The following is a 19367-nucleotide window of genomic DNA, read 5'->3' on the forward strand; positions in this document are numbered from 1 at the left end:
CGGCAGGGCCCTTCGTCCTGGGCCAAAACCTTCGCACCACCGGAATCACCGCGCCGCAGGCAAGGCCCGGGCCCGGTCAGCGCGCGGGCGGGGTCTCCCGGCGTACGCACTCGATGAGGTAGTCGCCGGTGTCCGGGTCGATGACCACGCCGTGCGCCTCGCTGTGGAAGCCGGGGAAGGCCCGGTCGAACGCCTCCAGGGCTCCGAGGTAGCGCAGCACCGGCCCGTCCGGGGCACCGAGTGCTTCTCCGGGCATCAGGACGGGGATGCCGGGCGGCGTGACGGTGACCATGGCGGCAGCCACCCGGCCCGCCGCCTCGGCCAGGCGCACCCGTTCCGTACCGCCCCGGATCAGCTGCTGGTAGCAGCGCTGGGGCGGCACGACGGGGGTGGGCAGATCGCGGAAGGCGGTGTCCAGGGCGTCGATGAGGTCGGCGTGGGTGAGGTGTTCGTGCATCTCCTGGCACAGCCCGCGCAGGGTGGTGCTGCCGTACCGCCGGGGATGGCGCTCGACCAGCTCGGGGAGTACCTGCCGCAGCGGGGTCTCGGCGTCGTGCAGGGCCTTGAAGTCCATCAGGGCGTCCATCAGGGTGCCCCATTTGCCCTTGGTGATGCCCATGGAGAACAGGATCAGCGTGGTGTACGTGTCGGTCTTCTCCACCACGATGCCCCGCTCGGCGAGGTAGGACGTGAGGACGCGGGCGGGGATGCCCCACGGTTCGGCCCGGCCCGCGGCCGACACTCCGGGACAGGTCAGTGTGACCTTGATCGGGTCGAGCATGCACTGGCCCCGGCTCAGGCCCGCGAACCCGTGCCACTCGGCGTCCGGCTCCAGCTCCCAGCAGGCGGGGTCCGAGACCAGCAGCGCCGGGGAGGCGTCCGCGAGCGGGACGCGGGCCCCGGTGGCGGGGTCGGTGACGGACTCCGGCTGCCACACGCCGAAGAACCACACCGGGCGGTCACCGGCGGCCGCGATCCGGCGCCCGGTGCGCACGGCGGCCTGCCGGAACCGGACGGCCTCGACGACCGCCTCGTTGATCAGCCACTCCCCCTGCGATCCGTCCATCATGGCCGCGGCCACGTCGAGCGAGGCGATGGCGGGATACAGGGCAGAGGTGGTGCCGTGCATCATGAACGCCTCGTTGAAGCGGTCGTGTTCGACCGGCGCCCGGGGCGAGGACCTGACGTGCACCATGGCGGCCTGGGACAGCGCCGCGAGGAGCTTGTGCGTGGACTGGGTGGAGAAGACGGTGGGACGCTCCCCGCCCTCGAACGTGTCGGGTCCGACGGCCATTCCGTAGCGGCCCGCGTAGAGCGGGTGGAAGCGCGCGTAGGCGAACCACGCCTCGTCGAAGTGGAGCCGGGGCGTACTGGGCGCCAGCGCGCGGGCGGTCTGCACGGTGTCGTAACACAGGCCGTCGTACGTCGAGTTGGTGATGACCGTGTACTGCGCGTCGGGTGAGACCGCGCCCGGCGCGAGGGGGTGGGCGGCGATCCGGGCGGCGATCGCCCCCGGCGCGGTCTCGCTCGCGGGGAGCGGGCCCGCGAGCCCGTAGCCGTTGCGGGTCGGTACGAGGTACACCGGCCGCGCGCCGGAGATGACGAGCCCGTGCAGCACCGACTTGTGGCAGTTGCGGTCCACCAGGGCGATCTCGTCGGTGGTGACGCTGTAGTGGCCGACCATGCGGTCGGCGGTGGAGTCGCCGTGCAGGACGAAGTACGTGCGGTCGGCGCCGAAGATGCGGGCGGCATTGCGTTCCGCGTCGCCGATCGGGCCGTTGTGCTCGAAGAGGGAGCCCAACTCCCCCACGGAGATGGACAGATCGGTGCGGAAGAGGCGCTCTCCGTAGTAGTCGAAGAAGGCCCGGCCCACGGGCGACTTCAGGAACGCGACGCCGCCCGAGTGCGCGGGGGTGTGCCAGGAGTACTCGTGGGCGTCGTCGAACCGCCGGAGCGCCTTGAAGAACGGGGGGAGCACCGCTTCCTGGTACGCCCGCGCCGCGTGGGCCACCCGTCCGGCGATGAAGGACGGGGTGTCCTCCAGGGGCCAGATGTACCCCACCACGTCCTCCGCGACCCACAGCGGAAGGCTGTCGAGACCGTGCGGGGAGTCCTCCGCCATGACCAGGAACACCGGGAGGTCCTTGAAGCGGCGGGAGATCTGCCGCAGTACGGCCGCCCCGGCCGGATCGACGTCCCCGGCGCCGGGGCCGCCCGGGCCGTCGGACCGCCGGTCGCGGCCGGGCAGTTCCCAGGCCACCACCGCGGCGGTCAGGCTCGCTTCGGTGCGCAGCACCGCGCAGGCGTGCTCGGCGCTGCGCGCCCAGCGCACATGCAGACCACGCGCCTCCAACTCCGCCCCGATTCTGCGTAGTTGCTCGGCGTCCGCCCCGCCGTCGGGCGGGTCATCGCGCAGGGCCAGCAGGACACTTCCGTTCGCCATGACCTCACCATTTCGTGTCGCACCGCACGTCTACGCAGCACAGCATCGTGCGCGAACAGGAGGGACACGCACGAAGGCGGATAAACCACCCGGACGGGTAGGCGGCGGCACGCCGTCTCCCGGGCGGTCGCCGCCGTCTCGCAGCCGACGGACGGGCGGGTCACAATGAAAGCGAGTGGTCCGGGGGCCATCAGCGGGGGGCCCACCAGCGGGAGGCACCCGTGGCACACACCCGCAGCACCACCACGGACGTACTGGTCGTGGGAGCCGGTCCCGTCGGCCTCAGCGCCGCCGCCGAGCTGGCCCGGCACGGGGTGCGCGTCCGCCTCGTCGACCGGCTGTCCGCCCGGCTGCCGTACGCGAAGGCGGTGGGGATACAGCCCCGCACCCTGGAGATCTGGGACCGGATGGGCCTGGCGCGCAGCGTGATCGAGGCGGCGACGCCGATTCGCGGGCAGCTGACCTACGTCAACGGCGACGAGCGGCCCAGGATCGTCCTCGACGTGCCGCCGGAGGTGCCGTACGGCTTCGCCGCGCTGCCCCAGTACGAGACCGAGCGGCTCCTCGAGCAGTACCTGGCGGGCCTGGGCACGCGCATTGAACGCGAGACCGAACTCCTGTCGTTCCGTCAGGACGCCGACGGCGTGACGGCCGAGCTGCATAGCGCCTCGGGCGGCGACGAGGAGATCCGGGTCGGCCATGTGGTGGGCTGCGACGGTGCGCACAGCACCGTTCGCAAGGGGCTCGGTCTCTCCTTCGAGGGAGGCGCCTTCCCGCTGGGTTACATGCTGGCCGATGTCGAGACGGACTGGGACCTGCCGCCCGGTTTCAGCGTGCGGTCGAGTCACCTGGCCGCGGACGGCTCGGTCGACGACGTGCTGGTGTGCGTCCCGCTGCCCGGCTCCCACCGCTACCGCCTGTCGATGCCGGTGCCCACCCGCGCCGCCCCGGCGGACGCCACCGCGCCCTCCGTGCCGGCCGACGGTGTGAGCCACGGCATCACGGGAGGCGAAGGGCCCTCGCTGTCCGACATCCAGGCGGTGGTCGACCGGCTGGCACCCGCGCCGGCCGTGGTTTCGCACCTGCGCTGGTCCTCGACGTTCCGCATCAGCCACCGGATCGTCGACCGGTACGGCGAGGGGCGCGTCTTCGTCGCCGGCGACGCGGCCCACATCCATCCGCCGACCGGCGCCCAGGGGATGAACACCGGCATCCAGGACGCCTGCAACCTGGCGTGGAAGATCGCCCTGGTCGTCCGGGGGTCGGCGGGCCCCGCCCTGCTCGACACATACGACGCCGAGCGCCGTCCGGTGGGCGAGGAGGTGGTCGGGCGGACCGTGCGGCACGCCCAGCACGGCGTCGGGTCGGACCCCGACAGCCCCCGCACGCAGATCCTGCGCGAGGCCCAGCTCCTGGTCGGCTACCGGGACGGGCCGCTCGCCGGCCCCGCCCACGGTCCCCGGGACGCGCCCCAGCCGGGCGACCGCGCCCCCGACTGCGCGGGGCTGACCTCGCCGCTCGCGGCCTACCCGTTCCGGCTGCTGGACATCCTCCGCGGCACCCCGGGACACGTCGCCCTGCTCTATCTTCCGGACCCGGGCGACCCGGCCGTCGATCAGGCCGTCTCGGCGCTCGCCTCTGCGGACGGCCTGGCCCCGACCCCCCTTCGCGCCGCGGACTTCGAAGGGACCGGTCCGCGCACCCTCGCCGTCGTCGCTCCCCGGGGTGCGGCCCTGGCCGACGGAGCCGGGACGGCGGTGCCGGCGGCGCTCCCGGTGCCGGGATACCTCGACGCGGCGGGCGAGTTCGCGCGGCTCTACCGACCCGAGGGACCGACCTGTTTCATCGTGCGGCCGGACGGACAACTCGGCGCCCGCTTCGGCCTCGCCGACACACCGCAGGGCCTGACCCGCTATCTGGCGGCGCTGTCCGGGCAGGCCTGACCCGGTGACGCGGCCCGGCCCCGGCCACCGCGCCTCAAGTGCGGTGGCCGGGGCGGGAGTTGTCAGGCGAGGGCCACCAGCTCCCGGTACTCGTCGCTCCACAGGTCGTCGTCCGCGTCCGGCAGCAGCAGGACGCGGTCGGGGCGCAGGGCGTCCAGGGCGCCCTCGTCGTGGGTGACCATCACGATGGCCCCCGGGTAGCCGTCCAGGGCGCCAAGGACCTCGTCGCGGGACGCGGGGTCGAGGTTGTTGGTCGGCTCGTCGAGCAGCAGCACGTTCGCTCCCGAGTGCACCAGGCAGGCGAGTGCGAGACGGGTCTTCTCCCCGCCGGACAGGACCGCGGCCCGCTTGTCGGCGTCGTCGCCCGCGAACAGGAACGCGCCGAGGACGCGCCGCGCCTCGCCGTCGTCCAGGTGCGGGGCGGTCGCCGACAGGTTCTCGCGGACCGTGCGGTCCGGGTCGAGGGTGTCGTGCTCCTGCGCGAAGTAGCCCAGGCGCAGCCCGTGTCCGTGCACCACGCGGCCGGCGTCGGGCCGCTCGCGGCCGGCGAGCAGCCGCAGCAGCGTGGTCTTGCCCGCGCCGTTGAGGCCGAGGACCACCAGACGGCTGCCGCGGTCCACCGCGAGGTCGACGCCGGTCAGTACCCGGTGGTCGCCGTACGACTTGGCCAGGCTGACGGCGCCGAGCGGTGTCCGGCCGCAGGGTGCCGGCTCGGGCAGCCGGATCCTGGCGACCTTCTCGGCGCGCCGGGCCGGTTCCAGCGCGGCGAGCATGCGGTCGGCGCGGCGCGCCATGCTCCGGGCCGTCACCGCGGTGGCGGAGCGGGCCTTCATCCGGTCGGCCTGGGCGTGCAGGGTCGCGGCCTTGCGTTCGCCGTTGGCCCGTTCGCGCCGGCGACGCCTTTCGTCGGCGTCGCGCTGGATGAGGTGCGCGGCCCATCCGGTGTTGTGGATGTCGACGGTGGCCCGCGTGGCATCGAGGTGGAAGACCCGGTTGACGGTGGCGTCGAGCAGCGCGGTGTCGTGGCTGATCACGACGAGACCGCCTTGGTGCGCCCGCAGGAAGGTGCGCAGCCAGGCGACGGAGTCCGCGTCCAGGTGGTTGGTGGGCTCGTCGAGGAGCAGGGTGCCGCCGTGCCCGGCGAACAGGATGCGGGCCAGCTCCACGCGGCGCTTCTGGCCGCCGGACAGGGTGCCGACGGGCTCCCCCATCACCCGCTCGGGCAGCCCGAGCCCGGCCGCCACGCGGGCGGCCTCGGCCTCGGCGCCGTATCCACCGCCGGCCTGGAAGGCGGCTTCGGCCCGGGCGTAGGCGGCCATCGCGCGCTCCAGCGCGGCCGGTGAGCCCGACCCGGCCATGGCGGCCTCGGCGTCACGCAGCGCGCGCAGGGCGGTGTCGAGGCCGCGGGCCGAGAGGATGCGGGCGGTGACCGTCACGGTGGGGTCGGCCGCGCGGGAGTCCTGGGCGAGGAAGCCGACGGGGGCGGTCGCCGTGATGGTCCCGGCGGCGGGGCGCGACTGCCCCGCGAGTGCGGTCATGAGGGTGGTCTTGCCGGCGCCGTTGCGGCCGACGAGGCCGATCCGGTCGCCGGGAGACACGGTGAAGGAGAGGTCGCGGAGCAGCAGGCGGGCGCCCGCACGCAGCTCTGCATCACGAACGGTGATCATGGGGAAACGCTCCGAATAAGCGAAAGGACACACTTCTGGCGTGGAAGCGGGTCCTTCGCTAGGAAACTCGGGGCGTAGACATGCGTCCACGGTAACCGACGTGCCGCGGGCCTCGCAGCGCCATTTCGACCGGCGCCGTCCGCGGCCCGGCCGCCCGGCGGGGCCGCGGGTCGGTCCGGCGTCCCGTGCCGTGCCGTGCGGCGCGCGGGGCCGAGGCGGGAAGCCTCAGCCCAACTCGCCTTTCCCTGCCGCCCGTTCGACGCTTTCAAGGGCGGCGGCGGCCCGGCCGCGGTAGGTGCGGTAGCGGCGCAGGTACGACCGGGCCATCGGGCCCGGGGGCACGCCGCGGGCGAAGGCCCGCATGTTGCGTTCGCCCGCGTTGTAGCCGAGGGCGAGGAGCTCGTCGCGGGTGTAGCGGCGCACCTGTCGTGCCGGGAGGCGCCCGTCGAGGTCCCGCAGGTGCAGGGCCGCCGCGCGGATGGCGAACGCGGGGTCGTCGCGCAGGTCCTGCCACCGCTCCGCCAGGCCGTGCGTGCGGCGCACTTCCTCGAAGGTGGCGCTGTGCATGTTGGCCACGCCGAAGGAGGCGCCCGGCTTCCACCACTGCCACAGCCGCTCCCACAGCGGGTGGTGCGGCTTGTACGCCTCGTTGTGCAGCACGGTCATGACCAGCAGGGGCGACACCCGCGCCTCGGCGGCGCTGCGGACCACGCATTCCGCGTAGTCGGCGGGGTCGTACGCGCCGGGGCGCAGCGGGGGCGTGGGCGCGGCGTCGGACGGCGCCGAAGGCTCCTGCGCGTCTGTGGGGCGGGGTGCGGACGTGGGCGCGGGGGCCGTTCCGGGTGGCGTCGGGGGCACGCGGCCCTCTCCCGTCGGTCGTGACTGTCGCTCCGGCGACGACAACTCGGCCATCGTGGCCCGCCTTTCCTCGTGGTTCGCCCGCGGGACGGTCCGTCCTCCAGGACGGACCGTCCACCGCGTCCCAGCCCGCTTGCCCCGGCACAGCGGCCTCAATCGGGGCCGAACGGGCCCCTACCGTGTCCCGATGTCGTAGGTGGTCCCCCCGGCGACCGCCCGCAGCTTGTCCGGGTTGGCCACATTGTGGATCGCGCTGATCCGGCCGTCCGCGTCGAAGTCGAACGTGACGGTGGCGACGACCCGGTCGGGCGCGCGGAACAGCATCCCCAACTGGCCGTTGATCGACGTCAGTTCGGCCTTCATGTCGGCCGGCGCGACACCTTGGTAGGTGACCGAGCCCATGGCCGCGAACCAGCCGGCCACGGTCGTGGCCCCGATGACCGGACGGAGCGCCTGACGGACCTTGCCGCCGCCGTCGGTCCACAGGGTGACGTCCGGGGAGAGCAGTTCCATCAGGGCGTTCACATCACCGCCGGCCGTCGCGGCGAAGAACCGCTCGGTGGCCTCGCGCTGCCGCGAGCGGTCGGCGGTGAAACGGGGGCGGCGCGCCTGTACGTGTTCGCGCGCCCGGTGCGCCGCCTGCCGCACCGCGGCTTCGGACCGCTCGACCATGCCGGCGATCTCGACGTAACTGAAGGCGAAGACCTCCTTCAGGACGAACACCGCACGTTCCAGCGGACTGAGCGTCTCCAGCACGACGAGCAGGGCCATGGACACCGACTCGGCATCGGTGACGGCCTCGGAGGCGTCGCCGCCGGTCAGGATGGGCTCGGGAAGCCACGGCCCGACATACGTCTCCCGCTTGACGCGGGTGGAACGCAGGCGCTCCAGCGCTTCGTTGGAGACGATCCGGGTCAAGTACGCCTTGGGGTCGGCGACTTGTGAACGGTCGGCCGCCGACCACTTGATCCAGGCGTCCTGGACGGCGTCCTCGGCGTCGGCGGCGGTCCCGAGCAGGCGGTAGGCCACCGAGAACAGCAGCCGCCGGTGTTCGTGGAAGACCTGCTGGTCGGCGTGGTCGGTACTGGTGGAGGAGGGGCTGGTCACTTGGTCCTTCCGATGCGGGTGAAGCGGCCGCCGCGCGGCCAGAACGCGCCGGAGGCGGGCATCTTCTTCATACGGCCGTAGGTCGGCCAGGGCGAGGCGGTCACCGTCTCCTTGTACCTGACGGCGAGGCCGCCGGTCAGGCAGATCCTGCGCGGGCTGTCGTCGGGCCGCGTGAACTGCACCACAGCGTCCGTCCGGCCGAGGCTCACCGGGGTGTGGTAGTAGCCGAACCGGAACGCCTTGGGCTGCTTGCCGCGCAGCACCCGGAGGATCGACAGCGCCGCGTGCACACCGGTGGGCATGCCGCCCTGGCACGTCCCGTGCATGACCCCGTACCCCTGGCGGATCGCGGCCGCGTCCCCGACGGCGTACACCTCCGGGTGGGACACCGAGCGCAGCGCGCCGTCGGTGACGATGCGCCCGCGCTCGTCGACGGTCAGTCCGGCCCCGGCGGCCACCGGCGAGACCCGGGTGCCGCTCGTCCACACCACCGCGTCGGCCGCGACGAGCTCCCCGCCGGCCAGTTCCACTCCGCCGGGCAGCACCTTGCGCACCTCCGCACCGGCCCGCACCCGTACGCCGAGCCGGTCGAGCGCGGCACGCACGTACGCGCCCGCCTTCGGGTTCATGGACGCGCCCGGCTCCTGGCGGCCCACCAGGACCACGTCCGCCGCGGGGTACTGCTCGGCGATCTCCGCGGCCGTCTCGATGCCGGTGAGGCCGCTGCCGGCGACCACCACCGTCCCGCCGTCGAGCCGCGTCAGGCGGTCGCCGAGGAGTTCGGCGTCGGACGCGCTGTCGAGGGTGTACGCGTGGTGCTCGGCGCCCGGTACCGCGGAGGTGTCGGCGGCTCCGCCCAGGCCGTACACCAGGGTGTCGTAGGCGAGCGTCCGGTCGTCGTCGATCCGCACCGTCCTCGCGTCCGCGTCCACCGCGGTGACCCAGCCGCGCACGAAGTGTGCGCCCGTGCCCTCCAGCATCTCCGGCACGCTGAGGTCGGCGACCTGCTGCCGGGTGGCGGTCATGTGCAGCCTCATGCGTTCGGTGAACCGCTCCGTGGCGTTCACCACCGTCACCCGTATGTCCGCCCGGCCCTTGGCGCGGGCCGCGAGCTGCATGGCCGCGGCCATCCCCGCGTACCCGGCGCCCAGGACCACGATGTGGTGTGCCGCCGCCGTGCCGGTGTTCTGCTGCTTCGCGTTCAATGTTCCGCCCTCTCCGCTCACTTGCTGACGCCCACCAGATGGGAGCAGGCGGTCAGGACGTGACATGGAGCGGATGTGACGCGCGTCACAGGTCTCGCGAGGTCTTCGGTGACCGGTCTCAGTCGGCTCGCCGGCGGGATTCCGGGATGCGGCCGCAGAGCCATTTTCCCGGCTCCCGCGGTTCGTCGCTCATCCAGAACTGGCGCCACAGCAGGGCGAATTCGTCGCGGCCGAGGTGGCCGTCCCCGTCGAGGTCGAGCCTTTCGAAGACACCCGTCATGTCCACGGGCCGCCCGTTCCAGGTCTCCACGAGTGTGCGGTGTTCCTCGGGTGAGATGCGGCCGTCGCCATTGGCGTCCACCGCGTCGAAGACGGTGTGGGCGGTGGCGGTCACTTCGGCCACCATGGCGGGCAGTTTGTCGACGACGACGAGCAGTTCGGCCATGTCGATCGCGCCGTCCCCGTCCGCGTCGCCCTCTTCGAGCAGCGCCGCCCACCAGCCCATCAGGAGGGTCTCCACCCTGGCGCGCAGTTCCGGCCGCTCCCGCACGGCCGGGAGCCGGCACCAGCGGGCGACGAGTGCGGTGAAGTCGTCCTCGCGCAGACAGCCGTCCCCGTCCGCGTCCAGCGCGGCGAACATCTCCGTGAGCTTGAGCTCCTGAAAAGCACTGGCCATGAGCGCCCTCCGCAACCTCGGACCGGCAGACAGCGGACCACGATAGGCGGGAGCGGGCCCACGCCTCCACGAGCACATGTGCGCGAAGGGTGGCCTGCGAGGCGGGAGTTGGGCCTTCGTATGGGCCTTGGGTGCGGCGCCCCCTGGGCGGGCGGGCGCCGCGCGGGCTCAGTAGGAGTGGTGGGAGAGCCAGAAGGACCAGGCGCCGCAGGGGCTGCCGTAACGGCCGTTCATGTAGCTGAGGCCCCACTTGATCTGGGTGGCCGGATTGGTCTGCCAGTCGGAGCCGGCGGAACTCATCTTGGAACCCGGGAGCGCCTGGACCAGACCGTAGGCACTGCCGTTGCTGGCCGTGTAGTTCCAGCTGGATTCCTTGGTCACGATGTTGCTGAAGCACTGGAACTGATCGCCCGGAACGATCTGGCGCGCGATGGCCTGGACCTCGGAGACCGAGTACGAACTCTGGACCTTGAAGGTGTCCCGGTTCGTGGAGCGGCTCGCGGACTGGGTCTCCAGATCGCGGGCCTTGGACTCCTTGTCCGCCTTCTCCTTGTCGGCCTTCGTCTTGTCCGCGGCGTCCTTCTTGGCCTTGGCGTCCGCGGCGGCGCGCAGCCGGGCGGCCTCCTCGGCGGACTTCTTGGCCTGGGCGCTGGCCTGCGCCGACTGCGCGTCGGCCTGCTGGGCGAGGGACGCCGTCTGGATCTGGGCCTGCTGGCCCGCGGGTATGTCGGCCAGCAGTGTGCCGTCGGAGGCCGCGGCCTCGATGCTGTCGCTCGACGCGGCCGCGGGGCCGCCTGCGGCGACACCGACGACGGCGCCAACGGTGGTGACCGCCGTGGCGGACGCCACCGCGAATCCCCTGGCCGATATCCGGCTCACACGCTTTCCTTCCAGCGGCATCCACACGGGTACATCGCGGACGCGATCGTCGCCCCGGCTCCGCCTTCCCTGCGGAAGGAACGGGCCCGCCGGGCAACTCCCTTGCGGGAGGCGCCACTTGATGCACGGGCAGCATACGGCTCAACTATGGAGTTGTGTGGGGACCTGGGTACCCGAGGTGCGGAAGTGCCGTATGCGGGGCCTGATGAATGCAAAACTCTGCTCGACACCGTGGCCACGTGGCAATTCCGTGCAGCGTGGGAAACCTCATACCCCCACAGCCCCACGGGTTCTCCCAAAACACTTATGGCGCAGGCGTGTTGCGGCTATCCTACGACGCCCGCTCGGCGCCTCGAACATGGCGATACCGGTCCTGACCCGAACCCACTTCGCCTTTCGGGCACTCCCTCCGACACCCCGCCGACGCACGCGGCGGGGGCGTCGACGCGCACTCGACGGGCGTGTGCGGGACGGCTCGGGCCCGCGCGCACCGGGTTCCGGAGTCCGGTCGGCCGGGCGGGCCGGGTGCGGCAGTGGCCGGGCGCCCGCCGGAGGGCGGGTCCGGCGCCCGGCCACTATGTTGGTGAATGTCCGAGGGGAGGGTACCCGGGGGGTTCGGGGAGCCGAGCGGCTCCCTCCCGGACCGAGAGTGGGAAGCGCTGATGGCGATCCGTCACCGTCTGATCAAGGCGAGCCCGGACACCGTGTGGGCCGTGCTCGCCGATGGCAACAAGTACGCGGACTGGGTGGTGGGCACCTCCTCCTCGCGCCCGGTCCGTGGTGCGTGGCCGCGGGTGGGCGCCGCGATCGAGTACGAGATCCGGCTGGGCCCGGTGCGGCTCACCAACGAGACCGTCGTGCGGCGCTGCCAGGGTGGCACCGCCCTGGAACTCGAAGCGAAGGCCGGCATCCTCGGGACGGCGCGGATCGCGGTCGAGGTGCGGACCTGGGGCGACCACGCCCTGGTGATCGTCGACGAGCACCCCTTGCAGGGCGCGGGCGGCACCCTGCACAACGCGGGGATCGAGGCGCTGATCCAGTTGCGGCACCGTCCGATGCTGGCGCGTCTGGCCCGCCTCTGCGAGGACCAGGAGGGCCGACCGGCCCAGGCCGCGCCGCCGGCGGCGGCCCCAGCAGCTCCCGGCTCCGACGGTGGCGCGCATGCCTGACGCCGTGGTGATCGGCGCCGGCCCGAACGGTTTGGTGGCCGCCAATCTGCTGGCCGACGCCGGCTGGAGCGTCCAGGTCCTCGAGGAGCAGGCCGAGCCCGGAGGCGCGGTGCGCCATGACAGGGGGGTGGACCCCGCCTTCGTCAACGATCTCTTCAGCTCGTTCTATCCGCTGGCCGCCGCGTCCCCGATCCTGTCGAAGCTCGGCCTCGAGGCGTTCGGGCTGCGATGGAGCCACGCGCCGAGTGTGGTGGCCCATCCCACCTCCGACGGGCGCTGCGCCCTGCTGGACCGCGACGTCGACACCACCGCCCGTTCCCTCGACGCCTTCGCACCGGGCGACGGGGCCGCCTGGCGCCGGCTGTACGAGACGTGGGAGCACGTACGTCCCGATCTCCTGGACGCCCTGTTCACCCCCTTCCCGCCGGTCAAATCGACGGCCAGGCTGGCGCTGCGGCTGCGGACGGGAGGCGCGCTGCGGCTGGCCCGTACGCTCGCGCTGCCGGTGCGGCGCATGGGCGAGGAGGAGTTCGCCGGGGCGGGCGGCAGACTCCTGCTCGCGGGCAACGCCCTGCACGCCGACCTCGCCCCGGAGTCCGCGGGCAGCGGCGGCTTCGGCTGGCTGATGGCCATGCTCGGCCAGAGCTACGGCTTTCCGGTGCCGGCCGGGGGCTCCGGCGAACTCGCCCAGGCCCTGATCCGGCGGCTGCGCTCGCGCGGCGGGACGGTGCACTGCGGACGGCGCGTGGTGGAGGTCGTGATCAGCGACGGGCGTGCCGTCGGGGTGCGGACCGAGGACGGCGACTGCGTGGCCGCCTCACGGGCCGTGCTCGCCGATGTGTCGGTGCCCGCCCTGTACGGCCACCTCGTGCCCGCCGAGCACCTGCCGGCCCAACTCCTCGCAGATCTGCGGAACTTCCAGTGGGACTTCGGCACCGTCAAGGTGGACTGGGCGCTCGACGGCCCGGTGCCCTGGCAGGCCGAGCAGGCGTCCCGGGCCGGCACCGTGCACCTGGCCGACGGGGTGGACGAGCTGACCCGCTTCGCCGCGCAGATCGCGATGCGGCAGGTCCCCGACCGCCCGTTCCTGATCTTCGGCCAGATGACCACGTCCGACGCCTCCCGCTCCCCCCGCGGCACCGAGTCGGCGTGGGCGTACACCCATGTGCCGCGGGAGATCCGTGCGGACGCGGGCGAGGAATCCATCAGCGGCGCCTGGAGCCCGGACGACCAGAACCTCATGGCCGACCGCATGGAGCGGGAGGTCGAGCGGTACGCCCCGGGGTTCCGCGCCCTCATCCGCGCCCGGCGCATCCTGGCCCCGCCCACCCTGGAGGCGCTCGACCGCAACCTGAACGGCGGGGCCATCAACGGCGGCACCACGGCACTGCACCAGCAGCTCTTCTTCCGCCCGACCCCGGGCACCGGCCGCCCCGAGACCCCCGTCTCCCGCCTGTTCCTCGCGTCGGCGGGGGCGCACCCCGGTGGCGGCGTCCACGGAGCGCCGGGCGCCAATGCCGCCCGGGCCGCCCTGCGCGGCAGCAGGCCCGGCGTCCTGGCCGGAGCCCAGCGGCTGCTCGCGGTCCGCGACCGCACGGGCGGCAAGCGCCGCCCGCAGCGGTAGCGAGCCGCGCCGTCACGGGGTGAAGAGCACCTTCACCGCGCCGTCCTGCTTCTTCTGGAACATCTCGTACGCCTCGGGAGCCTGCTCCAGGGGCAGCCGGTGGGTGGCGAAGTCGTCCACTCCCAGCACGTCGCCGTCCACGACGAGCGGCATCAGGTCGTCCACCCAGCGCCGGACGTTGGCCTGGCCCATGCGCAGTTGGAGCTGCTTGTCGAACATGGTCAGCAGCGGAAGCGGGTCGGCCGCGCCGCCGTACACCCCGGACACGGAGACCGTGCCGCCCCTGCGCACCAGGTCGATGGCCGTGTAGAGGGCGGAGAGCCGGTCGACGCCGGCCCGCTTGATCATGGCCGCGGCGAGGGCGTCGGGCAGGAGCGTGGCCGCGCCCTGGGCGGCGGCGGCCACCTTGCTGCCGTGCGCCTCCATGCCCACCGCGTCGATCACGGCGTCCGCTCCGCGCCCGGCGGTGAGTTCGCGGACGGCGTCCAGCAGGTTGTCGCCGCACTCCCGCAGGTCCAGCGTGTGGACGCCGCGCCGGCGCGCCCGCTCCAGGCGCTCCGGCACCAGGTCGATGCCGATGACGGTGCCGGCCCCGCGGTGGGCCGCGATCCGCGCGCACATGTCGCCGATCGGCCCGAGACCGAGGACGGCGACGCTGCCGCCGGGCGGAATGGCGGCGTACTCGACGGCCTGCCAGGCGGTGGGCAGCACGTCGGAGAGGTAGACGAAGCGGTCGTCCGCGGGGCCGTCCGGAACCCGGATCGGCAGGGTGTTGCCGAACGGGACGCGCAAGTACTGGGCCTGGCCTCCCGGGACCTGGCCGTAGAGCTTGGTGTAGCCGAAGAGCGAGGCGCCCGTGCCGTGCTCGTGGACCTGGGTGGTCTCGCACTGGGAATGCAGGCCCTGGGCGCACATGAAGCACGTTCCGCACGAGACGTTGAACGGGACGACGACCCGGTCCCCCGGCTTCAGCGCGGTGACCTTCGGTCCCACCTCCTCGACGATGCCCATGGGCTCGTGCCCGAGGATGTCCCCCGGGTCGAGGAAGGGGCCGAGCACCTCGTAGAGGTGCAGGTCCGAGCCGCACAGACCGGTCGTCGTCACCTTGATGACGATGTCGTCGGGCTCCTGGATCGTGGGGTCGGGCACGGTGTCCACGCGGACGTCCCGCTTGCCGTGCCAGGTGAGTGCCCTCATGACTCCTCCTTGAACGATGTCGGTGCGCGCTGCCGGGTACCCCCTCCCCCGCCCCTCCCACGTCCCGGCTCGGATCTTCGACGGTTCGGGGCATCCCTTCCATGGTCGCCGCCACCGTCCACGGGCGCCCCCGGGCGGCTCGGCCGGTGCGGTGTCCCGACGCGGCGCCTCCCCCGGCAGGCCTGCGGGTGGAGAGGCGCGGCGCGGTCGATCTCCACCCCCGGTTCCACCCAGGGGTCCAGGTGCTGAAGCCCTGATCAGAGCAGTCTTGAGGGCATGACAACGACCGAGTGGATCACCGACATCGCCCTCCTCCTCGTCGTCTTCCGGCAGCTGCGGGAAGGCCGACTCGACCACAAGACGTTCCTGATCCCCCTGGGGATCGTGGCCTTCGTGGCGTACTCGTACCTCGACTCCATTCCGACCGACGGCAACGACCTCGTCCTGATCGGTGTCCTGATGGGCATCGGGGCCGTGCTCGGCATCGCCGGTGGCGCCTACACCCGGATCCGGGCGCTCGACGGGCACCTCCTGATCAAGGCCGGCCTCGTCTCGGCCATCCTGTGGGTGGTCGGCATGGGCGCCCGCATGGGCTTCCAGATCTGGGTCGAGCACGCCGGTGGTGCGGACGACGTCATGCGGTTCAGCCTCGCCCACCACATCACCAGCAACGAGGCCTGGGTGTCGGCGTTCGTCCTGATGGCGGTCACCGAGGTGGTCACCCGCGTGGCGACCATCTACGTGCGCAGCCGCGCCGCCGCCCACCCGGTCACCGGCGCCACCCCCGTACCCGTCCTCGACCGTACGGTCTGACCGTGCGCTATGTTCGGCCCGTGCCCGCCACCCAGATCACTCCGCCCCCGGTCCCGGGGGCGGACCCGCGTCCGATCCCGGGCCAGGATCCCCGTACGCAGTGGGCCCTGAGCATCGCGGTCATCGTCGTCGGGACCCTGACCATTCGCCCCATGGGTGTCACCGGCCAGGGCCTGGCGGTGGCCCTCCTCTTCGTCGTCAACTCCCTTGCGCTGCTGGGCCGGGGCCTGCCCGAGCACCGCATTCCCCCGCGCGCCGCGCTGATCTGGCTGTCGCTCAGCATCGTCGCGGCGGCGGCCCTGCTCGGTGCGAGCCGCAGCGGCACGAGCTATCTGTTCGCCTTCTTCATCGCCGGGCACATCGGATACCGGCTGGAGGCCCGGCCCGCACTCGTCCTGGCCGGCGCCTGCAGTCTGCTCTGCGCGGGGGTGCTGTACTTCCGCCTCGGACCGGGGCACGAGCTGCTGCCCTGGGTGCTCGGTCTCGCCACGGGGGTGCCGGTCGTGATCGGCATCGTCAACCGCAGCAAGCAGCAGTCCGTGCGGTCGGCGATCTCGGCCGCGGAGTCGGCGGAACGGGCCGCGCGGGCCGAGGCACGGACCGCGGTGCTGACCGAGCGCAGCCGCATCGCCCGTGACGTCCACGACGTCCTCGCGCATTCACTGGCCGGGATCAACATGCAGCTGGAGCTGGCCGACGCGTTGCTCGACACCGGTGACCTGGCGAAGGTGCGGGAGGCCAACAACAAGGCGCACAGCCTGGTCAAGGAGAGCCTCAAGCAGGCGCAGTGGACCGTGCACGCGCTCCGCGAGGACTCCCTGCCCCTGCTCGAAAGTCTGGCCGCGATGTTCGAGTCGTCGGGACACCAGGACGTCCTCACCGTCACGGGAACCGTGCGCGAGATGCCGGCGCAGGTGACGCAGAACCTGCTGAGGATCGCCCAGGAGGCGTTGACCAACGCGGCCCGGCACGCCCCCGGAGGGCGGGTCGCCGCGGAGCTGGCGTTCGCCGACGCCTCGATCACGCTGAGGATCCGCAACCGCCCCGCCACCCGCGAGGTGAACCCGGGCCTCGGCAGCGGGATGGGATTGATCGGCATGCGCGAGCGGGTGGCCCTGTTGGGCGGGAGCGTCACGGCGGGGCCGATCACGGAAGGACAGGACCAGGGTGGCTGGCAGGTGGAGGCGGTGATTGCGGCATGAGTGAACCGACCGGGGAATCAAGGCAGTTGAGGGTGGTCGTCGCCGATGACCAGGCGGCGGTGCGGGAGCCGCTCGCGGCGGTGCTCGGGCTCGCCGAGGACATCGACGTCGTCGCGGCGGCAGCGGACGGCAGCGAGGTCCTGGCGGCGGTGGCGGCGGGGCCCGTCGATGTGGTGCTGATGGATCTGCGGATGCCGGTCATGGACGGGATCGAGGCGACCCGCCGGCTGAGCGAGGAGTACCCGGAGGTCGCGGTGGTCGTGCTCACGACGTTCGCGGACGACGATTCGATCCTGGGGGCGCTGGGCGCGGGCGCCCGCGGCTATCTGACGAAGAACGCGGGCCGTCAGGACATCACCCGGGCGATCCGGGCCGCCGCGGCGGGCCAGTCCGTCCTCGACCGTGACGTGCAGACCCGCCTGCTCGCCACGGCGAGGACCAAGGCACCCGCCCCGGCCAAGGCCCTGCCCGAGGATCTGACGCGCCGCGAGCGCGAGGTCCTCGCACTGATCGGCCAGGGCCTGCCCAACCGGGGTATCGCCGAGAAGCTGTTCATCAGCGAGGCCACGGTCAAGACCCACATCAACAACCTGTTCGCGAAGGCGGGGCTCCGCGACCGGGCCGACGCCGTACGCCGCGCCATCGAGTCGGGCCTGGCCTGACGCTTCCGCGTCCCGGGTCCGCCGGGGCAGGGCTGCCGGCCCTTCCGGCCGCCGCCGGACGCGGTACGAGGATGCCCGGCCGCCGACCGCCGCCGGACGCGGGATGTCGAACGGCGAGGCTGCCCGGGAACGCACCGTGTCCCGGGCAGCTGTCCGCGCCCCCTCCGACGCTGCGGCGGCCACAGCCGTCGCGTCAGGTCGCGGCGGCCGGCTGCTCGGTCGTCTCGGCGGCGCGCCGGTACGCGGCGTTGATCCGCTGAGCCTCTTCGAGCTGGTCTTCCAGGATGACGATCCGGCAGGCGGCCTCGATGGGGGTCCCCTGGTCGACGAGTTCCCGAGCCCGCGCGGCGATGCGCAGTTGGTAGCGCGAGTAGCGGCGGTGGCCGCCGGCGGAACGCAGCGGCGTGATGAGGCGGGCTTCGCCCACGGCCCGCAGGAATCCCTGTGTGGTGCCGAGCATCTCGGCGGCCCGGCCCATGGTGTAGGCGGGGTAGTCGTCGTCGTCGAGTCGGCTGAACGAGTCGTCTGCCGTCATTGCACCTCTCTCATCTCGCTCATCTCGTATCCCTGGGTCTCATGACACTGCTGACACTGCCGGTCTCATGACGGTTGTCCCGCACTGGCGGCGCGGAACGCGTCGAGGGGCCCGAGTGCCGTGCGGCACCCGGGCCCCGAAGGAACTGCTACACCATCCGCCGGTCCTGGAACGGGACCGGCCATCTGTATCCGCGTGCCCGTCCTGCGGACGGGGCGAGCGGGGATCGCTGCTGCTTGACCGGAGACCACCTCACTATCGATGTCCTGCGGTACCCGGGCTCACGTCATTCGTCCCGGGCGATCCTGATGGCGTGGGCTCCTCCTTCTTTCCTCGGTGATCAACTTCTGGTCCAACGGGTACTGCGTACCGCTGCCCGGCAGTTCGTCCCTGCCGGGCTCTGTTGTCCCTTGGGTTACGAGAGAAACCATAGCCACGTCACAGCGCAATGTCTATCGCCGCCAGCATAGATTTTTGCGTGTTCGACGGAGAGGTAATCGACGTCGAACACAGAGGGGGCACCCCGGCGGTCCCGCTCCCCGCTCCGGCGCCGCGCCCCGCGAGGCAGACGAGCGCCACACGACGGAGCGCGGACGCGCAGAGCACCGCGGCCGGGAATTGTTTTGAGCACCAGCAGCGTGCGACCACCGGCCCGCCGGACGACCCGCATTCTCGGGCTTGGGAACACTCCGCCCCGATTCCGCCCCGATGCCTTCGCGCAGAACGGCGAAAGCGGCCGTCGAGTGCGGCACGCGCCACGACGACGCCCACGCCCACCGTTCCGCCGACCTGCACGGACGCGCTCATCCTCCGCCCTCGACAGGAACGCCACACCCAGGCAACACACTCCCCCCACGGAGCGGCTCAAGGTTTAGCGGAGGTCAGTTTTTGATGAAGCGTAAGTAAAGGATAAAGTGGAGGAACAGCGGCCCGGTGTACCGGAGTCGTCACCCATTTTTGAGAGTGAACCCATTTCATGAGCGACCAGTCCCCCTCTTTCGGAACGCAGCAGCCCGGCCCGGTGCCGCCCGCTCCGACGCCGTACGGCTACGACCCCTACGGCCGCCCGTACTCGGACAAGTCGCGGATCGTGGCGGGTGTGCTCCAGCTCTTCCTCGGCACGTTCGGCATCGGCCGTTTCTACACCGGCCACATCGGCATGGCCATCGCCCAGCTCCTCACCTGTGGCGGGCTCGGCGTGTGGGCGCTGATCGACGGCATCCTGCTCCTGGTCAGCGACAACAAGACGGACTCCGAGGGCCGCATCCTGCGTGGCTGAGCAGCGTACGAGCCGAGTGGGGGGGGGGGGGGGGGGGCGGGCCGCGGGCGGCGGCCCGGGGGGGGGGGGGGGGGGGGGGGGGGGGCGGCGGCGCGCGCCCCGCCCCCG

Annotated in this window: 16 protein-coding genes; 7 read left to right on the plus strand and 9 right to left on the minus strand. The window is 72.5% G+C overall.

The window, feature by feature from the left end:
- Positions 1 to 76 precede the first annotated feature (76 nt).
- The gene (locus ACGF3I_RS04975) at positions 77 to 2443 is read right to left on the minus strand and encodes an Orn/Lys/Arg decarboxylase N-terminal domain-containing protein (RefSeq protein ID WP_393129176.1); all 2367 of its coding nucleotides are present in this window, start codon (positions 2441 to 2443) and stop codon (positions 77 to 79) included.
- 221 nt (positions 2444 to 2664) lie between these two features.
- Between ACGF3I_RS04975 and ACGF3I_RS04980 the strand changes: the two genes are divergently transcribed.
- Positions 2665 to 4386, plus strand: a complete 1722-nt coding sequence (locus tag ACGF3I_RS04980; RefSeq protein WP_393129177.1) for an FAD-dependent monooxygenase — start codon at positions 2665 to 2667, stop codon at positions 4384 to 4386.
- 62 nt (positions 4387 to 4448) lie between these two features.
- Here the strand turns inward: ACGF3I_RS04980 and ACGF3I_RS04985 are convergent, their stop codons facing one another.
- The 6 genes from ACGF3I_RS04985 to ACGF3I_RS05010 form a co-directional block, all read right to left on the minus strand.
- Complete coding sequence (locus tag ACGF3I_RS04985) at positions 4449 to 6053, minus strand: ABC-F family ATP-binding cassette domain-containing protein (RefSeq protein WP_393129178.1); 1605 nt, start codon at positions 6051 to 6053, stop codon at positions 4449 to 4451.
- A gap of 225 nt (positions 6054 to 6278) precedes the next feature.
- Positions 6279 to 6911: a lytic transglycosylase domain-containing protein gene (locus ACGF3I_RS04990; protein ID WP_393129179.1), complete on the minus strand. Its 633-nt coding sequence runs from the start codon at positions 6909 to 6911 to the stop codon at positions 6279 to 6281.
- A 174-nt stretch (positions 6912 to 7085) separates the two neighbouring features.
- Positions 7086 to 8018, minus strand: coding sequence for an RNA polymerase sigma-70 factor (locus ACGF3I_RS04995; RefSeq protein ID WP_393129180.1), 933 nt, complete (start codon positions 8016 to 8018; stop codon positions 7086 to 7088).
- Positions 8015 to 9148 (minus strand): NAD(P)/FAD-dependent oxidoreductase, encoded by a 1134-nt coding sequence (locus ACGF3I_RS05000; protein ID WP_393129706.1) that lies wholly within the window; start codon positions 9146 to 9148, stop codon positions 8015 to 8017. The genes ACGF3I_RS04995 and ACGF3I_RS05000 overlap by 4 nt, the downstream gene beginning before the upstream one ends.
- A 193-nt stretch (positions 9149 to 9341) precedes the next feature.
- On the minus strand, positions 9342 to 9914 hold the full coding sequence (locus tag ACGF3I_RS05005; RefSeq protein ID WP_393129181.1) for an EF-hand domain-containing protein: 573 nt from the start codon (positions 9912 to 9914) through the stop codon (positions 9342 to 9344).
- 153 nt (positions 9915 to 10067) lie between these two features.
- Positions 10068 to 10778 carry a lytic transglycosylase domain-containing protein gene (locus ACGF3I_RS05010; RefSeq protein WP_393129182.1) on the minus strand — a complete coding sequence of 237 codons (711 nt, stop codon included), beginning with the start codon at positions 10776 to 10778 and terminating at the stop codon, positions 10068 to 10070.
- A 662-nt stretch (positions 10779 to 11440) separates the two neighbouring features.
- Here ACGF3I_RS05010 and ACGF3I_RS05015 point away from each other — a divergent pair.
- Complete coding sequence (locus ACGF3I_RS05015; RefSeq protein WP_393129183.1) at positions 11441 to 11947, plus strand: SRPBCC family protein; 507 nt, start codon at positions 11441 to 11443, stop codon at positions 11945 to 11947.
- Complete coding sequence (locus ACGF3I_RS05020) at positions 11940 to 13571, plus strand: phytoene desaturase family protein (protein ID WP_393129184.1); 1632 nt, start codon at positions 11940 to 11942, stop codon at positions 13569 to 13571. Before ACGF3I_RS05015 ends, ACGF3I_RS05020 begins: the two co-directional genes overlap by 8 nt.
- A 12-nt stretch (positions 13572 to 13583) precedes the next feature.
- Here ACGF3I_RS05020 and ACGF3I_RS05025 read toward each other — a convergent pair whose 3' ends face one another.
- Entirely contained in the window at positions 13584 to 14768 is a 1185-nt protein-coding gene (locus ACGF3I_RS05025; RefSeq protein ID WP_393129185.1) for a zinc-dependent alcohol dehydrogenase, read from the minus strand.
- Between the two features lie 276 nt (positions 14769 to 15044).
- On the opposite strand from ACGF3I_RS05025, the gene ACGF3I_RS05030 reads away from it, so the two are divergent.
- From ACGF3I_RS05030 to ACGF3I_RS05040, 3 genes are read left to right on the plus strand one after another with little or no spacing between them, the layout of a single operon-like run.
- The gene (locus tag ACGF3I_RS05030; protein ID WP_393129186.1) at positions 15045 to 15581 is read left to right on the plus strand and encodes a hypothetical protein; all 537 of its coding nucleotides are present in this window, start codon (positions 15045 to 15047) and stop codon (positions 15579 to 15581) included.
- 2 nt (positions 15582 to 15583) lie between these two features.
- Complete coding sequence (locus ACGF3I_RS05035) at positions 15584 to 16783, plus strand: sensor histidine kinase (protein ID WP_393129187.1); 1200 nt, start codon at positions 15584 to 15586, stop codon at positions 16781 to 16783.
- Positions 16780 to 17445, plus strand: a complete 666-nt coding sequence (locus ACGF3I_RS05040; protein ID WP_393129188.1) for a response regulator — start codon at positions 16780 to 16782, stop codon at positions 17443 to 17445. Before ACGF3I_RS05035 ends, ACGF3I_RS05040 begins: the two co-directional genes overlap by 4 nt.
- A 193-nt stretch (positions 17446 to 17638) precedes the next feature.
- On the opposite strand, the gene ACGF3I_RS05045 is transcribed toward ACGF3I_RS05040, so the two are convergent.
- Entirely contained in the window at positions 17639 to 17980 is a 342-nt protein-coding gene (locus tag ACGF3I_RS05045) for a MerR family transcriptional regulator (protein ID WP_393129189.1), read from the minus strand.
- A 976-nt stretch (positions 17981 to 18956) separates the two neighbouring features.
- On the opposite strand from ACGF3I_RS05045, the gene ACGF3I_RS05050 reads away from it, so the two are divergent.
- Complete coding sequence (locus ACGF3I_RS05050; protein WP_393129190.1) at positions 18957 to 19259, plus strand: TM2 domain-containing protein; 303 nt, start codon at positions 18957 to 18959, stop codon at positions 19257 to 19259.
- Positions 19260 to 19367 lie beyond the last annotated feature (108 nt).

Source organism: Streptomyces sp. NPDC048111 (genome assembly GCF_043202815.1).
GTDB lineage: Bacteria > Actinomycetota > Actinomycetes > Streptomycetales > Streptomycetaceae > Streptomyces.

What these genes read in the sequence shown, in the direction of transcription:
- ACGF3I_RS05025 (WP_393129185.1), bottom strand. Translation starts at nt 14,768, where the DNA reads ATGAGGGCACTCACCTGGCACGGCAAGCGGGACGTCCGCGTGGACACC.
- ACGF3I_RS05015 (WP_393129183.1), top strand. Translation starts at nt 11,441, where the DNA reads ATGGCGATCCGTCACCGTCTGATCAAGGCGAGCCCGGACACCGTGTGG.
- ACGF3I_RS05045 (WP_393129189.1), bottom strand. Translation starts at nt 17,980, where the DNA reads ATGACGGCAGACGACTCGTTCAGCCGACTCGACGACGACGACTACCCC.
- ACGF3I_RS05020 (WP_393129184.1), top strand. Translation starts at nt 11,940, where the DNA reads ATGCCTGACGCCGTGGTGATCGGCGCCGGCCCGAACGGTTTGGTGGCC.
- ACGF3I_RS05000 (WP_393129706.1), bottom strand. Translation starts at nt 9,148, where the DNA reads ATGGCCGCGGCCATGCAGCTCGCGGCCCGCGCCAAGGGCCGGGCGGAC.
- ACGF3I_RS05040 (WP_393129188.1), top strand. Translation starts at nt 16,780, where the DNA reads ATGAGTGAACCGACCGGGGAATCAAGGCAGTTGAGGGTGGTCGTCGCC.
- ACGF3I_RS05050 (WP_393129190.1), top strand. Translation starts at nt 18,957, where the DNA reads ATGAGCGACCAGTCCCCCTCTTTCGGAACGCAGCAGCCCGGCCCGGTG.
- ACGF3I_RS04975 (WP_393129176.1), bottom strand. Translation starts at nt 2,443, where the DNA reads ATGGCGAACGGAAGTGTCCTGCTGGCCCTGCGCGATGACCCGCCCGAC.
- ACGF3I_RS04985 (WP_393129178.1), bottom strand. Translation starts at nt 6,053, where the DNA reads ATGATCACCGTTCGTGATGCAGAGCTGCGTGCGGGCGCCCGCCTGCTG.
- ACGF3I_RS05030 (WP_393129186.1), top strand. Translation starts at nt 15,045, where the DNA reads ATGACAACGACCGAGTGGATCACCGACATCGCCCTCCTCCTCGTCGTC.